The 24522-nt window shown below is 74.0% G+C and carries 23 protein-coding genes and 1 pseudogene; 2 read left to right on the top strand and 22 right to left on the bottom strand.

Annotation, left to right across the window (positions count from 1 at the left end; translation table 11 throughout):
- Window positions 1–12: 12 nt before the first annotated feature.
- The 3 genes from pstS to Actkin_RS09585 form a co-directional block, all read right to left on the bottom strand.
- Window positions 13–1140 carry a phosphate ABC transporter substrate-binding protein PstS gene (pstS, locus tag Actkin_RS09595; RefSeq protein WP_396122953.1) on the bottom strand — a complete coding sequence of 376 codons (1128 nt, stop codon included), beginning with the start codon at window positions 1138–1140 and terminating at the stop codon, window positions 13–15.
- Between the two features lie 76 nt (window positions 1141–1216).
- Complete coding sequence (locus tag Actkin_RS09590; protein WP_258906764.1) at window positions 1217–2278, bottom strand: LLM class flavin-dependent oxidoreductase; 1062 nt, start codon at window positions 2276–2278, stop codon at window positions 1217–1219.
- A 49-nt stretch (window positions 2279–2327) separates the two neighbouring features.
- Window positions 2328–3113 (bottom strand): alpha/beta fold hydrolase, encoded by a 786-nt coding sequence (locus Actkin_RS09585; RefSeq protein WP_189213038.1) that lies wholly within the window; start codon window positions 3111–3113, stop codon window positions 2328–2330.
- 189 nt (window positions 3114–3302) lie between these two features.
- Here Actkin_RS09585 and Actkin_RS09580 point away from each other — a divergent pair, with 189 nt between their 5' ends.
- A complete protein-coding gene (locus Actkin_RS09580) occupies window positions 3303–4154 on the top strand; it encodes a substrate-binding domain-containing protein (protein WP_258906762.1) in 852 nt (283 codons plus the stop codon).
- Here Actkin_RS09580 and Actkin_RS09575 read toward each other — a convergent pair.
- The 19 genes from Actkin_RS09575 to Actkin_RS09485 all read right to left on the bottom strand — a co-directional run bounded on the left by Actkin_RS09575 (window position 4121) and on the right by Actkin_RS09485 (window position 22842).
- The gene (locus Actkin_RS09575; protein WP_189213040.1) at window positions 4121–4528 is read right to left on the bottom strand and encodes a PRC-barrel domain-containing protein; all 408 of its coding nucleotides are present in this window, start codon (window positions 4526–4528) and stop codon (window positions 4121–4123) included. The two genes, Actkin_RS09580 and Actkin_RS09575, sit on opposite strands and share 34 nt — an antisense overlap.
- Window positions 4525–5754: an RNA polymerase sigma factor gene (locus Actkin_RS09570; RefSeq protein WP_396122981.1), complete on the bottom strand. Its 1230-nt coding sequence runs from the start codon at window positions 5752–5754 to the stop codon at window positions 4525–4527. The genes Actkin_RS09575 and Actkin_RS09570 overlap by 4 nt, the downstream gene beginning before the upstream one ends.
- A gap of 44 nt (window positions 5755–5798) precedes the next feature.
- Window positions 5799–6146, bottom strand: coding sequence for a YciI family protein (locus tag Actkin_RS09565; protein WP_189213041.1), 348 nt, complete (start codon window positions 6144–6146; stop codon window positions 5799–5801).
- 90 nt (window positions 6147–6236) lie between these two features.
- Window positions 6237–6389, bottom strand: a complete 153-nt coding sequence (locus tag Actkin_RS09560) for a hypothetical protein (protein ID WP_189213042.1) — start codon at window positions 6387–6389, stop codon at window positions 6237–6239.
- A 54-nt stretch (window positions 6390–6443) separates the two neighbouring features.
- Entirely contained in the window at window positions 6444–7346 is a 903-nt protein-coding gene (locus Actkin_RS09555) for a TolB family protein (RefSeq protein ID WP_258906759.1), read from the bottom strand.
- Complete coding sequence (locus Actkin_RS09550) at window positions 7343–8584, bottom strand: MFS transporter (protein ID WP_258906758.1); 1242 nt, start codon at window positions 8582–8584, stop codon at window positions 7343–7345. Before Actkin_RS09550 ends, Actkin_RS09555 begins: the two co-directional genes overlap by 4 nt.
- On the bottom strand, window positions 8584–10836 hold the full coding sequence (locus Actkin_RS09545) for a cellulase family glycosylhydrolase (protein ID WP_258906757.1): 2253 nt from the start codon (window positions 10834–10836) through the stop codon (window positions 8584–8586). Before Actkin_RS09545 ends, Actkin_RS09550 begins: the two co-directional genes overlap by 1 nt.
- A 79-nt stretch (window positions 10837–10915) precedes the next feature.
- Window positions 10916–11884, bottom strand: coding sequence for an N-acetylglucosamine kinase (locus Actkin_RS09540; protein WP_309569126.1), 969 nt, complete (start codon window positions 11882–11884; stop codon window positions 10916–10918).
- A complete protein-coding gene (locus Actkin_RS09535; RefSeq protein ID WP_258906756.1) occupies window positions 11872–13119 on the bottom strand; it encodes a family 4 glycosyl hydrolase in 1248 nt (415 codons plus the stop codon). The genes Actkin_RS09540 and Actkin_RS09535 overlap by 13 nt, the downstream gene beginning before the upstream one ends.
- Window positions 13116–13991, bottom strand: a complete 876-nt coding sequence (locus Actkin_RS09530) for a carbohydrate ABC transporter permease (RefSeq protein ID WP_258906755.1) — start codon at window positions 13989–13991, stop codon at window positions 13116–13118. Before Actkin_RS09530 ends, Actkin_RS09535 begins: the two co-directional genes overlap by 4 nt.
- A complete protein-coding gene (locus Actkin_RS09525; RefSeq protein WP_258906754.1) occupies window positions 13988–14929 on the bottom strand; it encodes a carbohydrate ABC transporter permease in 942 nt (313 codons plus the stop codon). The genes Actkin_RS09530 and Actkin_RS09525 overlap by 4 nt, the downstream gene beginning before the upstream one ends.
- Window positions 14930–14931: 2 nt before the next feature.
- The gene (locus tag Actkin_RS09520; protein WP_258906753.1) at window positions 14932–16248 is read right to left on the bottom strand and encodes an ABC transporter substrate-binding protein; all 1317 of its coding nucleotides are present in this window, start codon (window positions 16246–16248) and stop codon (window positions 14932–14934) included.
- Window positions 16249–16271: 23 nt separating this feature from the next.
- On the bottom strand, window positions 16272–17423 hold the full coding sequence (locus Actkin_RS09515) for an ROK family transcriptional regulator (protein WP_258906752.1): 1152 nt from the start codon (window positions 17421–17423) through the stop codon (window positions 16272–16274).
- Between the two features lie 88 nt (window positions 17424–17511).
- A complete protein-coding gene (locus Actkin_RS09510) occupies window positions 17512–17691 on the bottom strand; it encodes a hypothetical protein (RefSeq protein WP_258906751.1) in 180 nt (59 codons plus the stop codon).
- Between the two features lie 776 nt (window positions 17692–18467).
- Window positions 18468–18626, bottom strand: a complete 159-nt coding sequence (locus tag Actkin_RS09505) for a hypothetical protein (protein WP_258906749.1) — start codon at window positions 18624–18626, stop codon at window positions 18468–18470.
- Between the two features lie 51 nt (window positions 18627–18677).
- Window positions 18678–21077 carry a lantibiotic dehydratase family protein gene (locus Actkin_RS09500; RefSeq protein ID WP_258906748.1) on the bottom strand — a complete coding sequence of 800 codons (2400 nt, stop codon included), beginning with the start codon at window positions 21075–21077 and terminating at the stop codon, window positions 18678–18680.
- Entirely contained in the window at window positions 21067–21861 is a 795-nt protein-coding gene (locus tag Actkin_RS09495) for a thiopeptide-type bacteriocin biosynthesis protein (protein ID WP_258906747.1), read from the bottom strand. Before Actkin_RS09495 ends, Actkin_RS09500 begins: the two co-directional genes overlap by 11 nt.
- Window positions 21862–21889: 28 nt before the next feature.
- Window positions 21890–22150: a hypothetical protein gene (locus tag Actkin_RS09490; protein WP_258906746.1), complete on the bottom strand. Its 261-nt coding sequence runs from the start codon at window positions 22148–22150 to the stop codon at window positions 21890–21892.
- A 452-nt stretch (window positions 22151–22602) separates the two neighbouring features.
- On the bottom strand, window positions 22603–22842 hold the full coding sequence (locus tag Actkin_RS09485) for a hypothetical protein (RefSeq protein WP_258908104.1): 240 nt from the start codon (window positions 22840–22842) through the stop codon (window positions 22603–22605).
- Here Actkin_RS09485 and Actkin_RS09480 point away from each other — a divergent pair.
- Window positions 22763–24518: pseudogene (locus Actkin_RS09480) on the top strand (1-deoxy-D-xylulose-5-phosphate synthase). The gene Actkin_RS09485 and the pseudogene Actkin_RS09480 sit on opposite strands and share 80 nt — an antisense overlap.
- The last annotated feature ends 4 nt before the right edge of the window (window positions 24519–24522 follow it).

Below are 24522 nucleotides of genomic sequence, written 5' to 3'. Positions count from 1 at the left end.
AAGCGGCGCGGGTCAGCGGATGGCGGCGATGGCGTCGAGCAGGCGGGACTGGAACTTGTCCGGCAGCGGCACGTACCCGGACTCGGTCATGCCCGCCTGGCCCGCGGTCGCCGCGGTGTTGAGGAACGCCTTCACTGCCGTCACGGTCTCTGGGGAGTACCCGGTGGAGCAGACGATCTCGTAGGTGACGAGCACCAGCGGGTAGGCGCCGGGGCTGTCGCTGGCGTAGAGGGCGTCGAGGTCGAGGACGAGGTCGTTGCCCTTGCCCTTGATGGTCGCGGCCTCGATGGCCTTGCGCGCGGACTCCACGCTGAGCGGGACCGGGCCGGAGCCGCTGTCGATGGCCGCCATCCGCAGGCCCTTGTCCTGGGCGAAGGACCACTCGACGTAGCCGATCGCGCCGCGGCTGGCGGCCACCGCCTCGGCGACGCCGGGGGAACCCTGGCCGCCTTGGCCGATGCCGCCGTTGAACGTCTTGCCCGCGCCCTTGGTCCACGCGCCGTCGGATGCGGCGGTCAGGTACTTCTGGAAGTTGTCGGTGGTGCCGGACTCGTCGGCGCGGTAGACGACCGCGATCGGGAGGTCCGGCAGCGCCGTGCCGCCGTTGAGGGCGGCGATGGCCGGGTCGTTCCAGCGGGTGATCGCCCCGCTGAAGATCTCGGCCAGCACCGCGCCGTTCAGCGTGAGGTCCGTCAGCCCGTCGACCTGGTAGACGACCGCGACCGGGCCGAACACCAGCGGCAGGTTCCACGCCGGGTTGCCGCCGCAGCGCGCCGCGGCGTCGTCGACCTCGCCCTTCTCCGCCTTGAGCGCGGAGTCGCTGCCGCCGATGTCGACGATGCCCGAGACGAACTGCTTGACGCCCGCGCCGGAACCGCTGGCCGTGTAGGACATCTGGAAGCCGGGGCACTGGCGCGTGTAGGCGGCGATGAACACGTCCATCGCGCCCTTCTGGGCGGTGGAGCCCTCCCCGGTGAGCGCCTGCTCGCCGCCGCACTCGACCGGGACGGTCGCCGTCGGCGCGGGCGCGTCGCCGCCCCCGATCGACCACCGGACGGTGTTGACGTCGCTGCCGCAGGCAGACAGGGCCAGGCACAGCGCGGCCGCGGCGGCGGCGCCGCGCTTGTTCGTCACTGCCACGTCCTCCGCCCGGAACCCGCGTCCACCGCCATGAAATGAACGATAGATGAACATCGGTCCGGTCACTGACCAGGGGTCATGCGGTGGCGAGCAGCTCACGGACGCGGGGGATCACCTGGTCGCCGTAGAGCCGGATCGACGCCATCCGGTGCTCGTGCGGCAGCGGTCCGGCGCTGTACTTGAGCTGGAACCGGGACAGGCCCAGGGTGCGCACGGCCCAGGCGATCTTGCGGGCCACGGTCTCCGGCGAGCCGACGAACAGCGCGCCCGTGGGACCGGCCATGGCGTCGTAGTCGGCGCGGGTCATCGGGGACCAGCCGCGCTCGGCGCCGATCTTGGCGAAGGACGCCTGGTGGTGCGGGAAGTGCTGGGCCACCGCCAGGTCGTCGGTCTCGGCGATGTGGCCGGGGCTGTGCATCGCGACCGGCAGCTCGTCGTGCCCGGCCTCGCGCAGCGCCCGGCGGTACAGCGCGGCCAGCGGCGCGAACCGCTCGGGTGAGCCGCCGATCACGGCCATCACCAGCGGCAGGCCGTACGCCGCCGCGCGGACCACGGACTGCGGCGTGCCGCCGACGCCGACCCACGCGGGCAGCCGCCCGGACTCGGTGAGCGGGTAGGCCTGCGCGCCGTCCAGCGGCGGGCGCACGGTGCCCGCCCAGCTGACCGGCTTCTCGTCCAGCAGGCGGGTGAACAGGTCCAGCTTCTCGGCGAAGAGCACCTCGTAGTCGGCCAGCGAGTACCCGAACAGCGGGAACGACTCGGTGAACGAGCCGCGGCCCAGCGTCACCTCGGCGCGGCCCCGGGAGAGCGCGTCGAGGGTGGCGAACCGCTCGTACACCCGGACGGGGTCGTCGGAGCTGAGCACGGTCACGCCGGTGCCCAGGCGGATGCGCTCGGTCCGCGCCGCGATCGCGGCCAGCACGACGTCGGGCGAGGACACTGCCATCTCCGGGCGGTGGTGCTCGCCGACGCCGAAGTAGTCGACGCCCACCCGGTCGGCCAGCACGCCCTCGGCCACGACCTGCCGGATCGCCTCGGCCTGGGCGATCGGCTGCCCGTCCGCGCCGTTCTCGACGTCGCCGAAGGTGTCCAGGCCGAACGTCGGCGCCTGCGGTGTGCCCAGGATGTCGGTGTCCATCCCACTCCTCCCGAGTAGTTGCCTCGGCAAACACCCGGGCCGGGGCGGGTTATTCCAGGATCGCGGCGAGGGCGTCGGCCAGCACCCGGGGCTCCGGACCGTGGTCCTGGCCGGGCAGGACGGTCCTGGTCGCGGTGGGCAGGGCGGCGGCGACGGCGTCGGCGGCCTCGGGCATGCCGGGGAAGGTCCGGTCGCCGGAGAGGACGGCGACCGGGACGGTGACGCCCGCCCAGCGGGTCGGCCAGTCGGGGTCGAGGGTGATGTCGTTGAGCGCGGTGAAGTCGTAGCGCAGGGTGGGCGCGACGGACACCATCGCGGGCCAGGCGGGCGACGCCGCGATGCCCTCGACCATCTCGGGCGCCACGCCGATGACCGCCGTCAGGCCGTGGCGCATGGCGGCGTCGTGGTCGCCCGCGTCGAGGAGGCGGCGCAGCTCGGTGATCTTGTCCGAGTTGTCGGCCCCGGGGAAGAACGGCGGCTCGTACAGCACCAGGCCGGTCACCCCGATCCCGGCCGCGGCGGCGGGCAGCGCGACGGTGGCGCCCGACGAGCTCGCGTAGAGCGTCGCGGTCCCGCCGACGGCGGCGATCAGCGCGGCGACGTCGGCCACCTCGCGCTCGACCGACCAGTCCGGGTGGTCGCCGGAGCGGCCCCGGCCGCGCCGGTCGTAGTCGACGGCGGTGAAGCCGCGCTCGGCCAGCAGCTTCGCGGCCGTCGTGGTGCGCGCGTCGATGGCCCGGAACTGGGTGGCGCCGCCGATGAACACCACGGCGGGCCCGCTCCCGTAGGCGTCGTAGTCGATCGTGGTGCCGTCCGCCGAGGTCGCTGTGCTCATGGCCATGGCTTAGCACACCAGGGCGAACGCCGAGGCGCTTTGCGCCGATGTCCCTACTCCCGGCCCGCCCGTTCTCGTCAGCGCCGAGGGCCTGATGCCGAATTCGTGATCACCCTGTTGGCCCAAACCACTTGACGGGGTTCCCGGGCATCGGTGACGGTTTTGACCGGTCGATGACAGGAGTCGCTGATGGCGGTGACGGCGCGTGAGCGGCCCGCGGAGTCGGGCGTGCGCGAGGTGGGGCTGGTCGGGTACTGCGTCGACACCGGCTCCAACCTGCTGATGGACGCCTTCCTGCGCGCGTTGTCCGCCCGGGTCGAGGCAGCGGGCGGCCACGTCCTGCTGTTCAACGCCCCCGCCGGGGCCGAGGGCGTCGGGGTCTACACCGACCTGGCCGCCCGCCGGGCGGTCGACGCGTTCGTGCTGGCCGACACCGTCGTCGACGATCCCCGGCACGCGGCGCTGGCCGGGTTCGGGGTGCCGCTGGTGTCCTTCGGCCGGGCGCCGGTCGGCGGGTGGGTCGACGTGGACGGCGGGGCGGCGACCGCGGAGCTGGTGCGCGGGCTGGTCGCGCTCGGGCACCGGCGTATCGGGTTCCTCGGCTCCTGCACGCCCCGCGCCGCGGGCGTGGACGAGCGGCTGGCGGGCTGGCGGCGGGCCTGCGCCGACCTCGGGGTCAGCGGCGAGGTCGTCTGGGCCGAGGAGGACACCGTGGCCGCAGGCGAGCGGGCGGCCCTGCGGCTGCTGGGCTCAAGGCGTCCGCCGACGGCGATCGTCGGCGTGGACGACCAGGTGGCGATCGGCGCGCTGCGCGCCGGGCGCGGGGAGGTCGCGGTCACCGGCTTCGACGACTCGCCGCTGGCCGCGGTCGCCGAGCTGACCTCCGTGCGCCAGCCGATCGACCGGATCGTCGGCGAACTCGTGCGGCTGCTGACGACGGGCGGCGAGGAGCACGTGCTGCTGCGCGGCGAGATCGTCGCCCGGGCCAGCGCCCCGCTCGCGGCCCGTCAGGGCCGGTACGGGAAACCGGGGTACATGTAGCCCGCGCCCCAGAAGGGCACGTAGCCGTAGTAGCCGTACAGGTCGTCGGCGTAGGTGCGCTCGACGGTGAGGTCCGGGTCGTACACGGGCGCGCCGACGACGTGCTCGCGGTCCTGGTCGATGCGGATGTCGTCCTGCCCGACGGCGGTCACGGCGTCCACGGGCACGAGCACCTTCTGCTGCCCGATTCCGAGGAACCCGCCGGAGGCGACCTCCAGGAACCGGACCCGGCGCTCGTCCTCGTCGACGATCAGGCCGTCGACCGAGCCCACCTCCTCGCCCTTGCGGTCGAACACGGCGCGGCCCCGGACGTCGTCGTCGGGGTTGGCGAGGGTGAGGTCGGTGTCGCCGATGCGCACCAGCGTCGCGGTCATGGCACTCCTTCGATTCGGTCACCGGTCGCGTACCCGGACGCTTCGGGCGCGAAACGGGGTGTCGGATCGGCCACAGCGCCCAGCTCGCGGAGCCGGTCGGCGAGGAAGCGGCGGTCGGCGGGGTCGACGGCGAGGTCGGCGGCCCGCCGGTAGGCCCGCTCGGCCTCCGCCCGCCTGCCGAGGCGGCGCAGCAAATCGGCGCGGGCGGCGTGGAAGAGGTGGTAGTCGTCCAGGCCGTCGACGCAATCGATCAGCGCGAGGCCGTCCTCCGGGTCGGCGGCCATGGCCACGGCGATGCCGTGGTTGAGGGCGACGACCGGCGTGGGGGCGACGGCGAGCAGGTCGGCGTAGAGGGCGGCGATGGCCTGCCAGTCGGTCTCGGCGGCGGACGGGGCCTGGGCGTGCACGGCCGCGATGGTCGCCTGCAGCTGGTACGGCCCCGGGACGCCGTGCCGCAGGGCGCGGTCGAGCAGGCGGACGCCCTCGGCGACGCGGTCGGCGTCCCACGCGGCGCGGTCCTGGTCGGCCAGCAGGACGGGCCCGTCGCCGCCGCGCCGGGCGGGCGCGCGGGACTCGTGGAGCAGGAGCAGCGCGGTCAGGCCGAGGGCCTCGGGCTCGTCGGGCATGAGCGCGGCGACCAGCCGGGCCAGCCGGATGGCCTCAGAACGCAGCAGGTCGCCGTCGGGGGCGGTGTAGCCCTGGGTGTAGATCAGGTAGACGACGGCGAGCACGCCCGCGAGGCGTTCGGGCAGCAGGTGGTCGGCGGGGACCCGCAGGCCGATGCCCGTGTCCCTGATCCGGCGCTTGGCCCGGACCAGGCGCTGGGCCATGCCCGCCTCGCCGACGAGGAACATCCGCGCGATCTGGCCCGCGGTCAGCCCGCACACGGCCTGGAGCGTGAGGGCGACCCTGGTCTGCTCGGCCAGCGCGGGGTGGCAGCAGGTGAAGATCAGGCTGAGCCGCTCGTCGCCGATCCTGAGCAGGCGCTCCTCAGTGAGGTCCGGGGCCACCGCGACGTCCGGGATCTCCCCCGGCGGCGGGTCGCGGTCCAGCCGGGCGCGCCGCAGCCGGTCGTAGGCGCGGTTGCGCGCCACGGTGAGCAGCCAGGCCACCGGGTCGTCGGGCGGGCCGTCCGACCAGCGGCGCAGCGCCGTGGCGCAGGCGTCCTGCAGCGCGTCCTCGGCGAGTTCGATGTCGCCGAGGACGCGGACGAGCGCCGCGAGCATCCGCGCCCGGTGCTCGCGGACGACCCGCTCGACGAGCCGGTCGCTCACGAGCCGTCGGGGACGACGGGCCGGACCTCGATGCTGCTCCACTCGGCCAGCGGGCACAGCGCGGCCAGCTCCAGTGCCTCGTCGAGGTCGCGGCAGTCGAGGACGTAGTAGCCGCCGATGTGCTCGTGGGACTCGGCGAACGGGCCGTCGGTGATCAGCGTCCTGCCGTCGCGGACGCTGACGGTGGTCGCGGCGCTCTCGTCGCGCAGGCGGCCGTGCGTGACCAGCACGTTGCGCCGCTTGCACTCCTCGGCGAACGCGTTGACCCTGGCCAGCGCGTCGGCGAAGCCGGGGTCGGTGGGGGCGGGCGGGGTGCAGTCGTAGACCAGGAACAGGTACTTCACGGTGTCCTCCGGGATTGGGGTCGGCCCTAGGACGATCGGGCCGCCCCGATCTCGACATCCTGGCCCGGAGAACCCGCGCGCACAGCCCGACTACTCCGGTTCGGTCTCGTCCTCGTCGGGCATCGGTTCCTGGTCGCGGCCCTCGTCGGCCCTGGTCGGGCGGTTGGCCCGCAGCATGCCCTCCATCTGGTGCTTCAGCTCGTCGTCCTGCCGGGGGCCGTGCTTGTCGCTCTCGCGGTGCATAGGGTGCCTCCTCTCGCCGCGATGGGGTAGCCCGGGCCGGGGCGGCGAAACCCGTCAGGGGGCCATCGACGGCGATGAGGCGTCGGCGGCGAGGAGTTCCGGCGCGCCGGAGCCGTCGGCGGGGACCTTCCAGACGTCGGGGCCGGGGAGGGCGTAGGCGAGGGTGCGGTCGTCCAGCCACGCCGCCTGGTCGTCGACGCTCCTGGTCTCGGCCAGCGGGGTCTCGCGCAGGGTGGCCAGGTCCAGGACGTGCAGCCGCCACGGGTCGTCCGCGCCCGGCCGCACGCGCTTCTTGAAGGCGATCCGGGTGCCGTCGGGCGACAGCGACGGGCATTCGGCGTTGGCGCGCAGGGTGCGCGCCGTCCACGCCGCCATGTCGCCCTCCACGAGGTAGGTCCGGCCGCCGGTGGCGACGGTGGCGTAGAAGCGGTTGTCGTCGGCGGCGAAGGTGACGCCCCAGAAGTTCACGTCCGGGGCGTGGTGCCGCCTGCCGTCGAGGTAGAGCTGGATCGACTCCATGTTCTTGACGAGGTAGCCGGTCCGGGTGTCGAGGATCCCGGTGCGGGTGGAGAAGCCGGACGCGGTGTAGGAGTCGCCGCTGACGAACACCGTCCACGACACCATCCGGCCGGAGGGGGACACGCGGGCGCGGTTGGGCGTGCCGCCGAACTCCACCTCGTGGCGGATCGTCAGGTCCCGGCCGAGCACGGTGGCCGTGGTCTTGGGCGGGAAGCCGGGCTTGGCCGCAAGGCAGACGGCGGCGTCGCCCGCGGCGTAGAAGCGGTGGCAGGACAGGCTGGTGCCGGAGACCGTGCCGTCCGCGGTGCGCACGTGCAGGCCGGGGGCGATCGCGCCGGGCGCGGTCTCCGGCGCGGGACGATCTGCGGCGCGCACGGTGTAGCCGACGGCGACGGCCGCCAGGACGACACCCGCGGCCACCACGGCCATGACCTTCATCGTGCCTCCCTGAGGATGACGGCGGCCGCGCCCAGGCCCACGGCGAGCGCGCAGGCGGCCGCCACGAGGGCGGGCGTCATGCCCCACGCCGTCCAGGCCGCGCCGAAGAGGACGGAGGCCAGGAGCCTGCCGGTGGCCTGGCCGGTCTGCAGGAGGGCCAGGCCGCCCGCCCGCCGCTCCCTCGGCACGAGCGGGCCGCCGAGCGCCATCAGGACGCCGTCGGTGGCGGCGTAGTAGATCCCGTGCAGCAGCAGGACCAGGACAGGGCCGCCGACGGGGACCAGCACGGCGGCGTAGGCGCCGAGCAGGGCCAGGTGGCCGAGCAGGAACGGCGTCCTGCGGCCGATCCGGTCGGCGAGACGGCCGAGCGGCACCGCGAGCACCAGGTACACGGCCGCGCTGCCGAGGGGAAGGAGCGGGAAGTACGCGGTGTCGATGTCGAGGCGGTCCTGCAGGACCAGGTAGAGGAACCCGTCGGTGACGCTGACGAGCCCGAGGAGCGTCGCCGCGAGCAGAACCCGCCGGAAGCCCGGCGCGCCCACGAGCGCCAGGGTGGACCGCAGCGAGGGACCGCTCCGGGGCGCCGCTGGCGATGTCGACCCGGAGTCGCGCCCCGCCGCGCCCGGGACGAAGGCGATCAGGATCAGCAGGCCCAGCGCGCCGATGCAGAAGCTCACCACGAACACCGCGTCGTACGCGCCCGCGGTCAGCCACAGCAGCGCGAAGGCGACCAGCGGGCCGAGCATCGCGCCGGTCGTGTCCATCGCGCGGTGCACGCCGAAGGCGCGGCCGAGGTGGTGTTCCGCGGAGTGCAGGGTGATCAGCGCGTCCCGGGGAGCGGTGCGGATGCCCTTGCCGACGCGATCGGCGGCGATCGCGGTGGACAGGGCGGCGGGGGTGGCGGCGAGCAGTCCGAGGCGGGACAGCACCGAGAGGGCGTATCCGGTGCCCGCGACCAGCTTGTGCCGTCGCCAGCGGTCGGCTGCGTGGCCGCCCGCGAGGCGCACCAGGGCCGTGGCGCCGTTGTAGAGGCCGTCCAGCAGGCCGAACTGCAGCGGGCTCAGGCCCAGGCCGATGACGAGGTACAGCGGCAGCACCGCGGTGACCATCTCCGAGGAGACGTCGGTGACCAGGCTGACCGATCCGAGGGCGATCACCGCCCCCGCGACCCGGCGGCCGCCCGTGGCGGTCGCCGGGTCGCCGGTGTCCTGCCGTGCCCTGCTCGCGGCGAGGTACATCAGTGGCAGGACTGGGTCGGGCCCGCGTCGCGGACGGCTCCGTCCACGTCGACGAAGGACACCCGGAACGTGGTGTCGGTGAAGTCGAGCCGGACGACGCCGAAGCGGTCCCAGATCCGCGTGACGCTGTTGTCCTGCACGGAGTCGCCCGCTCCGTAGAGGTCCTTGCCGCCTGTGCCGCCGATGACCTCGACGATCCCGTTCGGATCGGCCGAGCCGTCCGGGTTCTGCGGGGCGAACCGCTCGTAGTGGTGGTCATGCCCGCTGAGCACCAGTTCCACGTTCGCGTTGCGCAGCAGCTGCCACACCGGTCGGGACACCGGGTCGTTGCCGTGGTCGCCGGAGCTGAACAGCGGGTGGTGGAAGTAGGCGGCCACGCACTGCCTGGTGTTCGCGGCGAGGTCGGCGCGCAGCCAGTCGAGCTGCTCGCGCTCGTCGAAGCGGTTGGAGTTCAAGGCGATGAAGTGCCAGTTGCCGTGGTTGTAGCTGTACCACATCTTGCCCTGCGGGGTCGCGCGCGAGCCGAAGTACTCGCGGTAGGCTCGTTCGTCCTGGTTCTCCCAGTCGTCGTACGCCTCGTGGTTGCCCGGCACAGGGAATGTCTTCGCCTTGAACCGGCCCCACGACTTGTCGTAGTACGCCCGGAAGTCCTCGATGTGCGCGTCGTCGTACTGGTTGTCGCCCATGGTGATGTAGAACGCCGGGTTGATGGCCTCCGCCCGCGCGGCGGTCTTGAAGTGCATGCAGGTCGACTGGCTCGCCGTGCACTGGTCGGCGATGTCGCCAGCGCCGACCACGGTGAACGCCCCGGTGCTGGGCGCGCTGGCCCCGTAGACCTCCAACTCCCACAGCGAGTAGCCCCACTGCGTGCCGCGGACGGTGCCGTACACGCGCAGGTAGCGGCCCGAGCCGGAGAGGTTGGTCCAGTCGTCGATCCCGCCGTTGCCCGCGGTCTCCGTCGCCAGCCTGGTCCAGTTCGTCCCGTCGGCGGAGATCTCCACCCGGTAGGCCCGGGCGTAGGCGGTCTCCCAGTTCAGTCGCACGCGGGAGACCGTCGACCCGGAGCCGAGGTCGACCCTGATCCACTGTGGATCGATGCCCTCCGCGCTGGCCCACCGGGTGGTGGTGCTGCCGTCGACTGCCTTGTCCGGCGTCAGCGACGACGTCTCCACCGAGGACGCGGTGACCGGCTTGCCCCGGGAGATCAGCGGGGCGTCACCGGGCGGGTCGCCCGGCGTGCCGCCCTCGCGCACCCGGTCGCGGACCCACTTGCCCGCCTCCTTGAGCCGCGTTGTCCCGGTGTACGGCCCGCTCGGGCAGGTGCCCTCGGTGAAGACCGCGCCGGAGCGGTGGTCGTCGGAGTAGTTCCAGTTGGTCCAGCTGATCTGCTTGCGGGCCATCAGGTCCAGGTACCGCTGGGCCATCGCGAAGTCGTTGGGCCCCTCGCCCGCGTAGTCCTGGGTGCCGAACTCGGTGACGAACATGGGGATGCGGTCGGCCGCGCGCGACAGCGCGTTCAGGTACTCGTCGCGGTGGGACGCCGCGTAGAAGTGGAACGTGTACATGATGTTCGACGCGTTGACCGGGTTGTTGACCACCTCGGTCTCGGTCGCGCCCTCGGAGACGCCCAGCGACGACCAGGCGCGGGTGCCGACCAGGATCGGCGTCTCCGGGTCGACCGCGCGGATCACCGGGATCAGCTGCTCGGCGTAGCTCTTGATCCGCGACCAGCTCACCCCGCTCGGCTCGTTCGCGATCTCGTAGAGCAGGTTCTTGTTCCCGTTGTGCCGCCGGGCGATCTCGGTGAAGAACGTCTTGGCGCGGCTGAGGTTGTAGTGCGGGTCGCCGGGGCTGAGCATGTGCCAGTCCACGATGGCGTACATGCCGCGCGCGGTGACCTCGTCGATGATCGCGCTCACCCGGTTGGTGAACCCGGCGGGGTCGGTCTCGTAGCCTCCTTCCTGGACGTACATGGAGATGCGCATGACGTCCGCTCCCCAGTCGTGGGCGAGCGCGTCGATGGACGCGTCGTTGACGCAGTCGGCGTACCACTGGATGCCGTGCGTGCTCATGCCGCGCAGCTGCACCGGCCGGTTCTGCTCGTTGCACAGCTTGACGCCGCACACGCGCAGTTGCCCGTTGGCGGCCACGGGCGTCGCGGCGGTCTCCGCCGCCTGCGCGCCGGACACCACGGGGATCGAGAGGGCTATCAGGGGGAGGGCGAGCAGGGAGGTCCATCGTCGTCGGGACACGGCGTTCTCCTCTAAGGGGTCCGAGCGGCCGTCACGAACGAAATTGTTAGGCAACTTTCCTATACATTCCGAACCGGTGTCAAGGTCTGGACCATCGGCGCAGCGCGGCCGCGGCCTGCGGCGGGGCGCCGAGCGCGTCGAGGCCGAGCAGGGCGGCCCCGACGACCGGCGGGGCGGTCACCACCCGGATGCGGGCGTGCGGCGCGGTAGCGGCCAGGCCGTCGCCGATCACGGAGAACAGCAGGGGATCCCGCCCGCGCAGCACTCCCCCGCCCAGCACGACATCCGCAGGCGACGCGGCCAGGTCCAGCCTGCGCAGCGCCGCGGCCGCGAAGGCAGCGACCTCCTCCCCCTGGCGCACGACGATCGAGCGGGCCACCCGGTCCCCGCCCGCGGCCTCGCGGAAGACGACCGGCGCCAGCTCGCCCACCCGGGCGGCGACCGCGCGGTCCAGATGGGCAGCGATCGCCACGTCCGTGGCCGTCGCCAGGCCGAAGTGGACGGCGACCGCGGCGCGCAGCGCGGTGTCCGGCCCCCGGCCGTCCTCGGCGCGGACCGCGTGCCACAGGGCGAGCCGCCCGATGTCCCCGCCGCCGCCCCAGTCGCCGCTGATCGGCCCGAGCGCCGGGAACCGCACGGTCCGCCCGTCCGCGGCGCGTCCGACGCAGTTGATGCCCTCCCCGCACACGACCGCCACGGCGTCGCGGGCGTCGGTCCCCGCGCGCAGCAGGGCGACGGTGTCGTTGTCCAGCACGGACTTCGTCGCCCAGTTCGCCGACGCCACCGCGTCGGTGAGCGTGGCCAGTTCGACGGGCAGGTCCGCGCCCGCCAGGCAGCAGACCACGACGTCCGGCGGGTCGTCGCCGGGCAGGCCTGCCAGCGCCTCGGCGATGAGCCGGTCCAGCCGGGCCATCGCCTCGGCCACCCCGCCGACCGTCTGGTGGTTGGTCCCGGGGCCGAGGGCGTGGCCGAGCACGGCGCCCCCGGTGTCGCAGACCAGCACCTCGGTCTTGGAGTTCCCGCCGTCGACCGCGATCAGCGTGCCCACGGCAGGTGCTCCGCGTTGGCGGCGATGAGCCGGTCGGCCAGCCCGCGCGCCCGGTCGGCCTGGCCGACGAGCGGGTGGGCGAGCAGGGCGCGGAAGACCCGCTCCGCGCCGCCGTCGCGGGCAGCGGCGAGTGCCAGTTCCTCATAGGCGGACACGTGCGCGACCAGGCCCGCGAGGTCCGGCGGCAGCGCGGTGGGCAGCGGCGCGGCGCCCGAGGGGTCCACCCGGCAGGACACCTCGATCACCGCGTCGTCGGGCAGGTTCGGCAGGGTCCCGGCGTTGCGCACGTTCACCGCGTGCACCCCGCCGGGGTCCGTGCCGACGAGCGAGCCGAGCAGGCCGATCGCGGCCTCGGAGTAGAACGCGCCGCCGCGCTCGGCCAGCAGGTCGGGCTTGCGGTCCAGCGCCGGGTCCCGGTACAGCGCGAGCAGGTCGCGCTCGATCTCGGCGACCCGCTCGCCCCGCGACGGCGCGGACCGCTGCTCGGCGACCACCTCGTCGTGGCAGTAGAAGTACCGCAGGTAGTACGACGGCAGCGTCCCGGTCGCGCGCAGGACGGCCAGGGGGACGCCGACCAGGTCGGCCAGCTCGCCGCCGTGGGCGTCGAGCAGGCCCGGCAGCCGGTCGACACCGCCCACGCGGGCGGCGCGCTCCCAGGTGAGGTGGTTGAGCCCCACGTGATCGAGCGTCACGTCGGCGGCGGGGACGTCCAGCAACGCGGCGAGCCTGCGCTGGAGCCCGATGGCGACGTTGCACAGGCCGACAGCGCGGTGCCCGTCGTCGAGCAGCGCCCGGGTCACGATGCCCACCGGGTTGGTGAACGCGATGATCCACGGGTCGCCCCGCTCCCTGGCCCGCCGGGCGATGTCGAGCACCACCGGCACCGTGCGCAGCGCCTTGGCGAGCCCGCCTGCGCCGGTGGTCTCCTGGCCGACGCAGCCGCAGTCGAGCGGGAACGTCTCGTCGCTGATCCGCGCCGCCTGCCCGCCCACGCGCAGCTGGATGAGCACGACGTCGGCGCCGTCGAGCCCGGCGTCGAGGTCATCGGTCCACGACAGCGTGCCGGGGTGGCCGTAGCGGTCGAGTATCCGCCGGGCGAAGGCGCCCACGACCGCCAGCCGCTCGGCGGCCGGGTCGATCAGGACCAGCTCGTCCACGGTGGCGTCCAGCCGGGCGAACCCGTCGATCAACTCGGGCGTGTAGGTCGAGCCTCCGCCGACCACGGCTACCTTCACCCTTTCACCCCCGTCAGCGTCACGCCCTGGATGAATGCCTTCTGGGCGAAGAAGAACATGATGATCACCGGGGCCATGACCAGCAGCGACGCGGCCATGACCAGGTTCCACTCGACGTGGTGCAGGTGCTTGAACTGCGACAGCGCGATCGACAGCGTCCAGCTCTCCTGGTTCTCGCTGGTATAGAGCAGCGGGCCGTAGAAGTCGTTCCAGGCGTAGAAGAACTGGAAGATCGCCACTGCCGCGACGGCCGGGCGGGCCAGCGGCAGGATGACCCGCAGCAGCACCTGCCACTCCGAGCAGCCGTCGATGCGGGCGGCGTCGCGGTAGTCGTCGGGGATGGTCAGCAGGAACTGGCGCAGCAGGAAGATGCTGAACGCGTCGCCGAACAGCATGGGGATGATCAGCGGCCACAGCGTGCCGGTGAGCCCGGCGTTGGCCCACATCAGGTACAGCGGCACGGTGACCACCTGCGGCGGCAGCATCATCATGCAGATGACGACGACGAACACCGCGCGGCTGCCGCGCCAGCGCAGCTTCGCCAGCGCGTAGGCCGCCGGGATGCTGGACAGCAGCATGAACCCGGTCGCCATCAGCGCGTACATCATGGAGTTGAGCAGGTAGTCCAGCATCGGCAGCTTCGTGAAGATGTCGACGAAGTTCTCCGGGTGCCAGCTCGACGGCCACAGGTCGCTGGTCAGCGCCTGCTCGCTGGTCATGAACGCGGTCAGCACCACGAACCCGAACGGCGCGATGAAGATGACCGCCACGGCGATCGGGATGCTGTAGCGGGCTACCCAGACCAGCCACGGGTCCCGCCGGGCGCGCACGGTCTCCGGTGGCGCGGTCGGTCTGGTCAGCGTGGCGGTCATCGCTCGCTCCCCACGAACTCCCGGAAGCGGCGCAGCAGCACCAGGGTGACGGCGAACGCGACCACGAACAGCACGACGGCCAGCGCGTTCGCGTAACCCATGTCGTAGTAGCGGAAGCCGGACACGTAGAGGTGCAGGGGGTAGGTCAGGGTGGCCTCCTCCGGGTAGCCGAACGTCGACGAGATGCCGCCGCCGGTCGTGGCCTGGCCGCTGGCCACGCTCGCGGCGACGGCGGCCTGGGTGAAGTACTGCAGGGTCTGGATGACCCCGGTCACCGCGGCGAACAGCAGCACTGGCGCCATCGCGGGCAGCGTCACGTGCCGGAACCGCTGCCAGCGGCCCGCGCCGTCGATCTCGGCGGCCTCGTAGAGGTGCCGGGGCACGGCCAGCAGCGCGGCCAGGAAGATCACCATGAGGTCGCCGACCGCCCAGGTGCCCAGCAGCACCAGCGACGGCTTGGCCCACTCCGGCGAGTCGAACCACAGCGGGCCCTCGACGCCGAGCCAGCCGAGGAACCCGTTCACCGGGCCGGTCGCCGGGTTGAACAGGAAGACGAACGCGATCGTCGCGGCGACCGGCGGGGCGAGCGCGGGCAGGTAGAACACCGTGCGGAAGAAGCCGCCGCCGCGGCGCACCCAGGTCAGCAGCAGCGCCGTGCCGAGCGCGGCGAGCATGCGCACGGGCACCAGGACCGCCACCAGCCACAGCGTGTTCAGCGCCGCCTTGACGGCCAGCGGGTCGTGGGCGAACAGGTAGGCGTAGTTGCGCCATCCGACCCACTCCGGCGCGGTGAGCAGGTCGAACCGGGTGAAGGAGAAGTACACCGCGGACAGCAGCGGGTACAGGAAGAAGACGCCGATGCCGACCAGGGCGGGCGCCATGAAGCCCAGCACCGTCATCCGCTGCCGCCACCGCCCGTGGCGTTCCACTGTGGACATCGCTAGCGGCCGAGGTCGAGCGCCTGGTCGATGCGCTTGTCGAGGTCCGGCAGCCCGGCAGCCGGATCGCCGCCCGGGCCGGAGAGGTAGGCGTTGACGTACTCCTGGGTCAGCTCGATGTACTTCGGCCCGGCCGCGTTCGGCGGGGTGGTCGCGGTGCGCGGGTGGGCGAAGATGTCCAGGAACGTCTGGAACTCCGGGTCGGCCTCCAGCGCGGGCGAGGCGAGCGCGGCGCGCGTGGTGGGCACGTTCTTGATCGCGTTGCTCAGGCTGACGATCGCGTTCGTGTCGGTCGTCAGGTGCCTGATCAGCGCCCAGGACGCCTCCGGGTTGTCCGAGTTCGCCGCGACGCCCATGATGTTCCCGGTGACGTAGCCCGCGCCGTGGCGGTCGAGCGCGGTGTCGGGGACCGGGACAGCAGCGGTGCCGAACTTGATGTCGGGCGCCTGGTCGCGCAGGAACGCCACCCGGTACTCGCCGTCCACCGCCATGGCGATCTTGCCTTTGTGGAAGGCGTTGTCGGCGCTCCACTCGTCGCCCAGGCCCGCGGTGAACTTCTGCAGGTTCTCGTAGCCGTACCAGTCGACGAGGTCCTTGTGCCACTTCAGCATGGCCGCCCAGTCGGGGTCGCCGCCGATCGCCGAGCGCTCGTCCGGGGTGAGCCACTGCAGGTCCCACGACGGGCCGACGTGCGAGGGGGTGTGCTCGTAGAAGTTCAGCAGCGGCACGAACCCGGCGACCTCGATGGTGCCGTCCGCCCCGCGTTTGGTGAGCCGCTTGGCCATGTCGGCCAGCTCGGTCATCGTCCGGGGCGGCTCGGTGTACCCGGCCTCGGCGAGCAGGTCCTTGTTGTAGTACAGGCCGTAGACGTCGGCCAGGAACGGCATCGCGCACCGCTTGCCCTGGTAGGCCGTGTACGAGCGCACGGTCTCCGGGTACTGCTCCAGGTCGACCTTGTCGCGCTCGAGGTAGGGCGTGAGGTCGCGCCAGGCGTTGCCGGAGCAGAACTTGCCGACGATGTCGGTGGAGTAGGACAGGGCGACGTCGGGGCCGTTGCCGCTGGAGATCGCCTGCAGCACCTTGGCGTCGTCCTGGCCCGCGGTGATCCGCACGTCCACGCCGGGGTGCGCGCGCTCGAACTCGGCCACCGCCGCCTCGACGGCGGCGGCCTCGCGGGCGGTGAAGAAGTGCCAGAAGTCGACCGTCCCGGTCGCCTGCCCACCCGAGGGCGCGACGTCATCGGTCTCGGTGCTGCCCGGGGTGCAGGCGCCCGCGAGCAGGAGCGCGGCGGCGGCGAGCAGGGCGGGGCGGGGTGCCATGGGACCTCCGGTGGGTGTGGGGACTATCCGCGGTCGAGCAGGGCGGTCCTGACCGCGGTGAGCGTGGTGTTCATGGCGCCGAGCAGCACGGGGTCCTCGGTGACGCCGGTGGAGGCGACCGCGGTGTCCAGCACGGACAGCTCGCGCAGCGCGGCGCCGACGGCCTTGTGCAGTTCCGCGCCGCCCGCGTGGCCGACCTCGCCCGCGAGCACGACCAGCGGCGGGTCGAGGACCGCGATGACCGCGGCGAGCCCGACGGCGATGCGCAGCGCCAGCTCATCGATGAAGGCCCGCGCGCCCGCCTCGACCGCAGCGGCGACGGCGGCGTACCCGGTGTCGGCGGCGATGCCGTGCCGCGCGGCCAGTTCGTGGACCGCCTGGCCGCTGACGAGGTCGTGGAAGTCGTGGACGGTGCCCTCCGCGGGCAGCCCGACCGGCATGTACCCGATCTCGCCTGCGCCGCCGCGCGCGCCGCGCAGCAGGCTGCCGCCGAGGTCGATGGCCAGACCGAGGCCCTCCTCGCCCAGCCACAGCAGCGCGAACCCCTCCACGTCCTCGGCGATCCCGTGCGACCGCTCGGCGACGGCGGCGAGGTTGACGTCGTTGTCCACGCTCAACCCGGTGCGCAGGCGCGCCCGGATCTCCTCGACCAGGCCCGGCCGCGACCACCCGGGCACGTCGACGTAGCGGATCACCCCGGCGTTCTCGTGGTAGGAGCCGGGAACCCCCAGCTGCACGTGGACCACGCGGCGGACGGCGACCCTGGCCTGCTTGCAGGCGGCGGCCACCACGTCGGCGATGGCGTCGACCGGGTCCGTCGCGGCGAAGTCGACCGGCGTCTCCACCCGCGCCCGGACCTCGCCCGTCAGGTCGCAGAGGGCGGTGACGAGCGTGGAGTCCCGCGCGCGCAGGGAGACCGCGGCGCCGTAGGCGGCGTTGGGGTTCACGCCGTAGACGTCGGCGTTGGGGCCGCGGCCGCCGCTGGTGCGGCCGACCACCTTGACCAGCCCGGCCTCCTCCAGCCGCCGCACGGCCTCGGAGATCGTCGGCTTGGCCAGCCCGGTGAGCGCGCACAGGTCGCCCCGGGTCAGCGGGCCGCCGTCCAGCAGGTGGCCCAGCGCCGCGGCCTCGTTGATCTCCCGCAGCATCCGAGCGGACCCCGCCTGGTGGCTCATGCTCCCGCCTCCCCTTTAATTAGGCAGTATGTCTAACTAAAAGAGGACGATAGGGCGGCGCGGGCGCACGGGTCAAGGGTCAAGCCGCTCAGGTCAGCGCGAGACTGCGCAGCCAGTCGCGGCCGTGGACGGTGAGCTTGGCGGTGAGGACGCCCCGGGTGCCCGTCCGCGGGGTCATGCCGCCCATCCGCACCACCTTGTCGGGACGGCCGTGGATGTGGTCGGCAAGCCAGCCGGGGACCAGAAGCAGGCCTGCCGTGGCAGACACCGAGGTCGTCCAGGTGGCACTTGGCGCAGAGCGAGGCCCAGGGCCGCGACGGCGATCGCGCGGAACGCCGCGCCCTCGTCGCCCAGCGATCGGGTCGCGGTCCAGGGTGCCCGGCTCGCCCCGGCCGCGGGCGGACCAGGTGCGGATGCCTCGGCTGTCGGTGGTCGCCCGCGCGGCCAGCCAGGTCGCCTGGGTCGGACCGCGGCGGGCTCCGCGACCGCCAGGCTCAGCATGGCGTGCGGGCCCGCGAGGCGGGTGACTATCTCGTCCTGGCTCCAGCCGAGCACGGGATGGCCGCGGTGGCCGCCGAGGCCCGCCGGGTCGGCGTCGGCCAGGGCGGCGAGGTGGTCCGCGACCAGGGCCAGCCGTGCGGGGAGGACGGGCATCGAGCCCACCGGGTGCGCCAGCAGGCCGCCCGACGGCCCGCTGACCAGGTCGTGGTCGGTGGAGCCGACGGCGGCGGCGCGTGGCGGCCTGGGCGAGCACCGCTGCGGCGCGATCGGCCGCGGAGTCGGCGCCGGGGAGCGGTCGCGGTCCGGCGACGACGCCGCCCAGGCCGCCGGACAGAGCGGTGCCCGACGCGGCGGCGACCGCCCCGCGCAGCCAGGCCCGGCCCGCGGCCGGGTCGGGCACCAGGGCGGCGAGCGCGGCGGGCCGCGCCGCGCTCGCCGACGACGTTCAGGAGGAGAGCGGCGTCCAGGAGGAGAGCGGCGTCGTCCGGCACGGCGCGTTCGGCCTGCGGACCCGCCATCAGCGCTCCCTCCGGGCCGCGCCCCTCAGTGCCAGTGGGGGCAGCCGTCGTCATCGCGGTCGTCCAGGCCGCACAGCAGGCCGGACAGGGCCGCGATGTCGTCGTCCGCCGCGACCTCGGTGATCTGGGTGTCCAGCTGGTCGACCAGCTCGTCGAGTTCGGACTGTTCGAGCGGCGATCGCATGATTGCCTCGTTTCACTCGTCGCACCGGCGGTTCCGGTGGTGCTTCGGGGGTCAGGACGCGACCACCAGCGGCTCCGCGCGGCGCAGCGCCCGTGCTGCCCGCTCGGCGAGTCGGGCCGGGTCGGCCTGGCAGGGCAGCCGGACCACGAGCTGGGCGGCGAACCGGGCGTCGTGCTCGTCGCGCACCGGGAGGTGGTCGGGGTCGGGCAGCATCTCCTCCAGCGCCAGCTCGGTCACCTCGGGGTGGGCGAGCAGCCGGTCGACCACCCGCAGGGCGCCCACGCTGTCCAGATCGATCGGCAGCGGGCGGCGCCCGCCCGCCGCCCGCACGAAGTTCCAGCGCGGCGCGCCGGTCCACGCTCGCAGCCGGGCGAGTTCCCTGACCCGCGCCGCGAGCGGCGCGCCCGGGGCGGGCAGGCGGTCGCGGGGCACCAGCGCGGTCCGGCCCGCGAGCACGAGCCCGCCGCCGAGGACGATCCTCGGACGCACCGCGCGATCGGGGAAGGCCATGGCCGGGTCGCCGACGGCGAACGGGGCCACCAGCTCAGCGACCGGGTTCGCCGCGGTGAGCAGGGCCAGCACGGCCTCCCACGGCCGAGGCGCCGCGCCGGTGGCGTGGTGGATCGGCCACAGCCTGCGCCCGGACGGGTCCTCGGCGATGATCCGCCCGCCGGACTCGCGGACGGTGATGCTCCGCAGCGGCAGATACCGGCCCATGCGCTCGACGAGGTAGGCCGACGGGTCCGCGTCGCCGGTCCACGTGGACGTGTAGCGCGGGCGGCGCACGGTGTTGGCGCCGCGCTCCCCCTGCGGGGGCACGAGGACCTCCACCGGCTCCGCCCCGCAGCGCGCCGCCGTGTGGGCCAGGAACGCGCGGTAGCCCTCCACCTGCGGGACGCGGCCGTGCAGGCGGCCCAGCGCCTCGGCGAAGCGGGCGTCGGCGACACCGGCGGGGATGACCGCCTCCAGCACGTCCCGGCCGTCGGTCATCGGCCGGATCAGGCAGTCCACCGGCCAGGCGGGCGGCGCAGCGGGCGGCGCGCCGATCGCGTCGAGCACGTCGGCGGTGATGTCGACCTCGTCGCCGGGCTGCTCAGCCAGCCAGTCGCACAGCCGCGCGTACGAGGTGCCCGGCTGCGGCGCGGGCCACGCAGTCGCCCTGCGCGCCGAGCGCTTGGGCGGCTCGTGCTCCAGGAACTCCGCGACGACCTGGGTGACCGGCCGCGGCCTGCTGTCCACAAGAGACAGGATGGGATGACGTCGCGGCGGGCTCGGCGCCAGCACCGCGGCCAGCCTGCGCGCCTGCGCGACGAGTTCGCCCAACCGCCCGGCGTCGGTCAGCGAGACGTGCCCGACGCCGCGCCGGTAGACGTCGACGAACCCGGGCCGGTCGGCGCGGCGCGGGCGCTCGTTCCAGCCGTCGAGCCGCGCCGATGGCGGCTCGGACACCTGCACGACGCCGAGGTGCACCAGGTGGCGCAGGAAGTCCCGGGTCACCGCGCGTCGGTCCGGGTCGGGGGCGAGCAGTTCCAGCACGGTCGGCGTCCGCAGCGCGGTGTGCCCCAGCACGCGCCGCACGGCGTCCACGGCCGGGGTGCGCCGGACGCGCACGAACCGCAGGCCCGCCTGGTCGTCGACCCAGCAGCACAGCCGGTCGCCGCGCACCCAGTGCAGGCCCGTCATGCTCAGCCAGGCGTCGGGCAGCTCGTCGGCGGCGGCCAGGGCGCGGCGCCCGTCCTGGATGTCGGCGACCGTGTGCACCGCGTGCGCCCCGACGCGCAGCTCCCCCGGACCGGGCCGCACGTCGACCAGCGCCACCTGGCCCAGCCACCCGCGCGGGGTCGGCTTGAACGCCGAGCGGGCCATCAGCCGCAGCAGGTAGTCCCCGCGCTGCCGCAGCCGCTTGGCGTCCCACCGCTGGCCGTCGGCGAGCCGCGCCCGGATCTCGGCGACGGCCTCGGGCGCGGTCTCGGTCATGATGCGCGTCAGCGCCGGGCTCGCGGTGATGATCCGCCACGGCAGGCCGGTCAGCCGGTCCTGCTCGGCGGCGACGGCGGCGGCGAGGTCGCGCTCGGCGGCGGCCAGGCCCTCGGCCCGGTCCCCGGCGCGCAGCAGGCTCTCGGCGAGCGCCTCCCCCATGCCGACCGCCACGGAGAGCACCGCCAGCCTCCGGCACGCCTGCTCGTCGACCAGGTCGCCTCGGCGCAGCGTCCGCGTGACGGTGATGGCCAGGCCGCGCAGCGGGGGCGTCAGCTCGGGGTGCGGGATGAGCTCGTCGCCGACGCGCAGCGCGAGCGCCTTGGCGAACCGCCGGTAGCCCGACTCCGCGTCCAGGTGCGCCCGGAGCCGGTCGAACAGCTCGGGCGCGCCCAACTCGGCGAGGGCGGCGGCGGGCACGCCCGCCACCCGCAGCAGGCAGGCCGGACCGGTCGGGAGGTAGTCAGCGCACATCGCCGTTCCCCGCCTCACCCGTCGAGGCGCCGAGCGCCGAGCTGATGAGGATCTGGGTGCCGACGCGCAGGGCGGCCCGGTTCCAGTGGAAGATCACGTACCAGGCCAGCGCCTCGGGCGTGGCGGGCCAGCGCGGCACGAGCGGGTCGATCAGGACGGCGTGGCGGTCGGCGAGGGCCAGCGTCGCCGGGGGCAGGGCGGCGCGCAGGTCCGCCGGTCTCCGCCACAGGGCGCGCAGGCCCGCCGCCGCGAGCGCGGTGTCCGGCGCGCGCGCCGGACGCTGTCTGCCCGCCGCGGCCACCGCGGGCCAGACGGCAGTGTCGACGCCCTCGGGCACCACGTGGCGCAGCATCGCCAGGGAGAGCCGCCACGCCGGGGTCCCGGTCCGCCGGGAGTGGAAGTCGAGCCAGGTCAGCGCGTCCACTGTGAACAGCCGGTGCACGGCGGCCATGGCGGCCGGGCCGCCGAACCGGGACCCCTCCGGGGTGCACGGCGCGGGTCGGGCGTCGGAGATCAGGCCCGCGTACCGCCACCGCAGCGCGCGCACCAGGAACTCGGTGCGCACGGCCGCGGCGTCCTCCCCGGACACGGCGAAGCGCACCCGCAGGCCGGGCGGCTTGTGCGTGAAGAAGAACTCGGTGATCACCCGGTCGCGCAGCCACTCCCGCACGACGGGGGCGAGTTCCGGGTAGACGAGCCGGACCTGGCAGGCGGTCGCGGCGAGGTCGACCTGCACCCACTCGCCGGTCGCCGTCGGCGCGGGCTCGGTCAGCGGCACGGCCATGGCGGGTTCCCTTCGCGGAGGGCGCGGGTCAGGGGCCGATGGCGGGCACGATCGCGGCGGGCGGGGCCGCGGACATCAGCCCGTCCTGGCACTGCCATCCGCCCTCGGGGAGCAGTCCGAGGCCCTGGCCGAGCAGCCCGGCCTGCTCGCAGAAGTCCTGCGTGCCGAGGAAGAGCACCGGCGCCGATGGCCCGCCAGCGGGTTCAGTGTGCTGCGGCTCGGTCTGCGCGGACGCGGGCGCCGCGCCGAGCGCGGCGACCGCGGCGACGGCCAGGGCCTTCCTGATCATCTCTGCTCCCTTGCTCGTGGCGTGCGGTCGCGGATGACGGCCGCGGGTGGTGAGACCGGTCGGCGTGCGGGGTGCGAGTCGTTCCCGCCGGTGCGAGCGGGGTGGTGGCCGCCATCGGCCCTCCGGCGCATTTCGCGCGCGATTCCCAACCCGCCATGACGCTAACACCGCCCGACGCGTCCCGGGAAACAAAACACGGCCACCGGTTTCCGACCATTCGATGGCGGGTTCCGCTCGTCCGAAAGGGGTGGCCGACCCGTCCCCTCGGCACGCTCCGTGCCGCCCCGACCGCCCGAAAGAGCTGGCAGGACAGCGGATCACCGGTAGTGCCGCAAGGTGATCAGCGGTTATCCGGGCTGGTCGTCGCGAAATCGACTGATCGATTCGCCCACCGAACGAGTGAAGCCCGCGATCTTTCCATCCGACCGGCTTATGCCGACGCCATTGCGCGGTCAGGAATCGATCAAGCCCTTTCGGGTGGATTGCCGACAACGTCCACAGGGAATCGACTTGCCGCCGATCTCCTCCCCCTTCGGAAGGCCCGTGATGACCGCCACCGATCCCCGGGTCTCGGCCGGCTCGACGCTGGACAGGATCCACCGCCCCGACGACGTGCGCGCCCTGCCCGCCTGCGCGCTGCCGGGCCTGGCCGAGGAGATCCGCGCGCTGCTGGTCGAGACGGTCTCGCGCACCGGAGGGCACCTCGGCCCGAACCTCGGCGTCGTCGAGCTGACGATCGCCCTGCACCGGGTGTTCCACTCCCCGCGCGACGCGATCCTGTTCGACTCCGGGCACCAGAGCTACGTGCACAAGATCCTGACCGGCAGGCGCGGGGACTTCCCGCTGCTGCGCCAGCCGGGCGGGCTCTCCGGCTACCCGAGCCGCGCCGAGTCGCCGCACGACCTCGTGGAGAACTCGCACGCCTGCACCGCGCTGTCCTATGCGGACGGTTTGGCGCGGGCTGCCGCGCTGCGCGGGCGCTCGGGCGGCGTCGTGGTGGCCGTCGTCGGCGACGGCGCGCTGACCGGCGGGATGAGCTGGGAGGCGCTGAACACCCTCGCCGTCGGCGGGCGGCCGGTGGTGATCGTGCTCAACGACAACGGCCGCTCGTACGCGCCCACCGTCGGCGCGGTCGGCGCGCACCTGGCGCAGTTGCGCGAGCACGGCGGCGACTTCCGGCTCTCGGTGTTCGAGAACCTGGGCCTGTCGTACGTGGGACCGGTGGACGGCCACGACATCGGCAGGCTGGAGGAGGCGCTGGGCAAGGCGCGGTCGATGGGCCGTCCGGTGCTCGTGCACTGCGTGACGACGAAGGGCAGGGGCCACCCGCCCGCCGAGGACGACGCCGTCGACCGGATGCACGCCGTGTCGCCCCCCCGGCCCCGGCCCTGCCGGTCCCACCTGGACCTCCGTGTTCGGCGACGCGCTGCTCGACCTGGGCGCGCGCAGGCCCGACATCGTGTGCCTGACCGCGGCGATGCAGCGCGCCACCGGCCTGACCGCGTTCGCCGAGGCCTACCCCGACCGGGTGCTGGACGTCGGCATCGCCGAGCCGCACGCGGTGGCGTGCGCGGCGGGGCTGGCGATGGGCGGCATGCACCCGGTGGTCGCCATGCACGCGACGTTCCTCAGCCGCGCGTTCGACCAGGTGCTGCTCGACGTGGCGCTGCACGGCCTGCCGGTGACGCTCGTGCTCGACCGCGCCGGGGTGACCGGGGGCGACGGGCCGAGCCACCACGGGATGTGGGACCTGTCGCTGCTGCAGGCCGTGCCCGGGCTGCGGATCGCCGCGCCGCGGGACGCGCGGCGGCTGCGCGCGCTGCTCGCCGATGCCGTCGCCGCCGACGGCCCGACCGTGCTGCGCTTCCCCGACGGCGCCACCGGCCCCGACGTGCCCGCGGTGCGCGAACGGGACGGACTGGCCGTGCTGCACGAGTCCACCGCCCGCGACGTCCTGCTCGTGTCGGTCGGCTCGATGGCGGTCACCGCCGTGCGGGCCGCCCTGAAGCTCGCCGACCAGGGCGTCGGGGTGACGGTGTGCGATCCGGGCTGGGTCAGTCCGCCGAACCCGGCGCTGGTCGCCCTCGCGGACTCCCACCGCCTGGTGGTGTCCGTCGAGGACAACACCCGCGTCGGCGGCGTGGGGGTTCGCCTCGCCCAGGCCGTCGCCGACGCGGGCGTGACGACCCCCGCGCACGCCTTGGGGCTCCCCGCCGCGTTCCTGCCCCCGGGCCCGAGGCCGGAGGTCCTGCGCGGGCACCGACTCGACGCGTCCGGCATCGCCCGCACGGTCCTCGGCCTGCTCGGCGCGGGCGCCCGCCCGCCGGTCCCGCCGCCACGCCGCGTCCAGCCCGCACGACGGCGATAGCGGG

Origin of the sequence: Actinokineospora sp. UTMC 2448, from assembly GCF_024760565.1 — a bacterium.
Classification (GTDB): domain Bacteria; phylum Actinomycetota; class Actinomycetes; order Mycobacteriales; family Pseudonocardiaceae; genus Actinokineospora; species Actinokineospora fastidiosa.
This window is presented reverse-complemented; position numbering and strand designations above follow the sequence as displayed.

Bases quoted from the DNA above. Each gene is read 5' to 3' on its own strand.
- Actkin_RS09505 (WP_258906749.1), bottom strand. From the start codon at position 18,626: ATGCGATCGCCGCTCGAACAGTCCGAACTCGACGAGCTGGTCGACCAG.
- Actkin_RS09585 (WP_189213038.1), bottom strand. From the start codon at position 3,113: ATGAGCACAGCGACCTCGGCGGACGGCACCACGATCGACTACGACGCC.
- Actkin_RS09555 (WP_258906759.1), bottom strand. From the start codon at position 7,346: ATGAAGGTCATGGCCGTGGTGGCCGCGGGTGTCGTCCTGGCGGCCGTC.
- Actkin_RS09580 (WP_258906762.1), top strand. From the start codon at position 3,303: ATGGCGGTGACGGCGCGTGAGCGGCCCGCGGAGTCGGGCGTGCGCGAG.
- Actkin_RS09525 (WP_258906754.1), bottom strand. From the start codon at position 14,929: ATGTCCACAGTGGAACGCCACGGGCGGTGGCGGCAGCGGATGACGGTG.
- Actkin_RS09575 (WP_189213040.1), bottom strand. From the start codon at position 4,528: ATGACCGCGACGCTGGTGCGCATCGGCGACACCGACCTCACCCTCGCC.
- Actkin_RS09520 (WP_258906753.1), bottom strand. From the start codon at position 16,248: ATGGCACCCCGCCCCGCCCTGCTCGCCGCCGCCGCGCTCCTGCTCGCG.
- Actkin_RS09490 (WP_258906746.1), bottom strand. From the start codon at position 22,150: ATGATCAGGAAGGCCCTGGCCGTCGCCGCGGTCGCCGCGCTCGGCGCG.
- Actkin_RS09515 (WP_258906752.1), bottom strand. From the start codon at position 17,423: ATGAGCCACCAGGCGGGGTCCGCTCGGATGCTGCGGGAGATCAACGAG.
- Actkin_RS09560 (WP_189213042.1), bottom strand. From the start codon at position 6,389: ATGCACCGCGAGAGCGACAAGCACGGCCCCCGGCAGGACGACGAGCTG.
- Actkin_RS09500 (WP_258906748.1), bottom strand. From the start codon at position 21,077: ATGTGCGCTGACTACCTCCCGACCGGTCCGGCCTGCCTGCTGCGGGTG.
- Actkin_RS09530 (WP_258906755.1), bottom strand. From the start codon at position 13,991: ATGACCGCCACGCTGACCAGACCGACCGCGCCACCGGAGACCGTGCGC.
- Actkin_RS09570 (WP_396122981.1), bottom strand. From the start codon at position 5,754: ATGCTCGCGGCGCTCGTCCGCGTCCTCGGCGACATCGAACTCGCCGAG.
- Actkin_RS09550 (WP_258906758.1), bottom strand. From the start codon at position 8,584: ATGTACCTCGCCGCGAGCAGGGCACGGCAGGACACCGGCGACCCGGCG.
- Actkin_RS09590 (WP_258906764.1), bottom strand. From the start codon at position 2,278: ATGGACACCGACATCCTGGGCACACCGCAGGCGCCGACGTTCGGCCTG.
- Actkin_RS09495 (WP_258906747.1), bottom strand. From the start codon at position 21,861: ATGGCCGTGCCGCTGACCGAGCCCGCGCCGACGGCGACCGGCGAGTGG.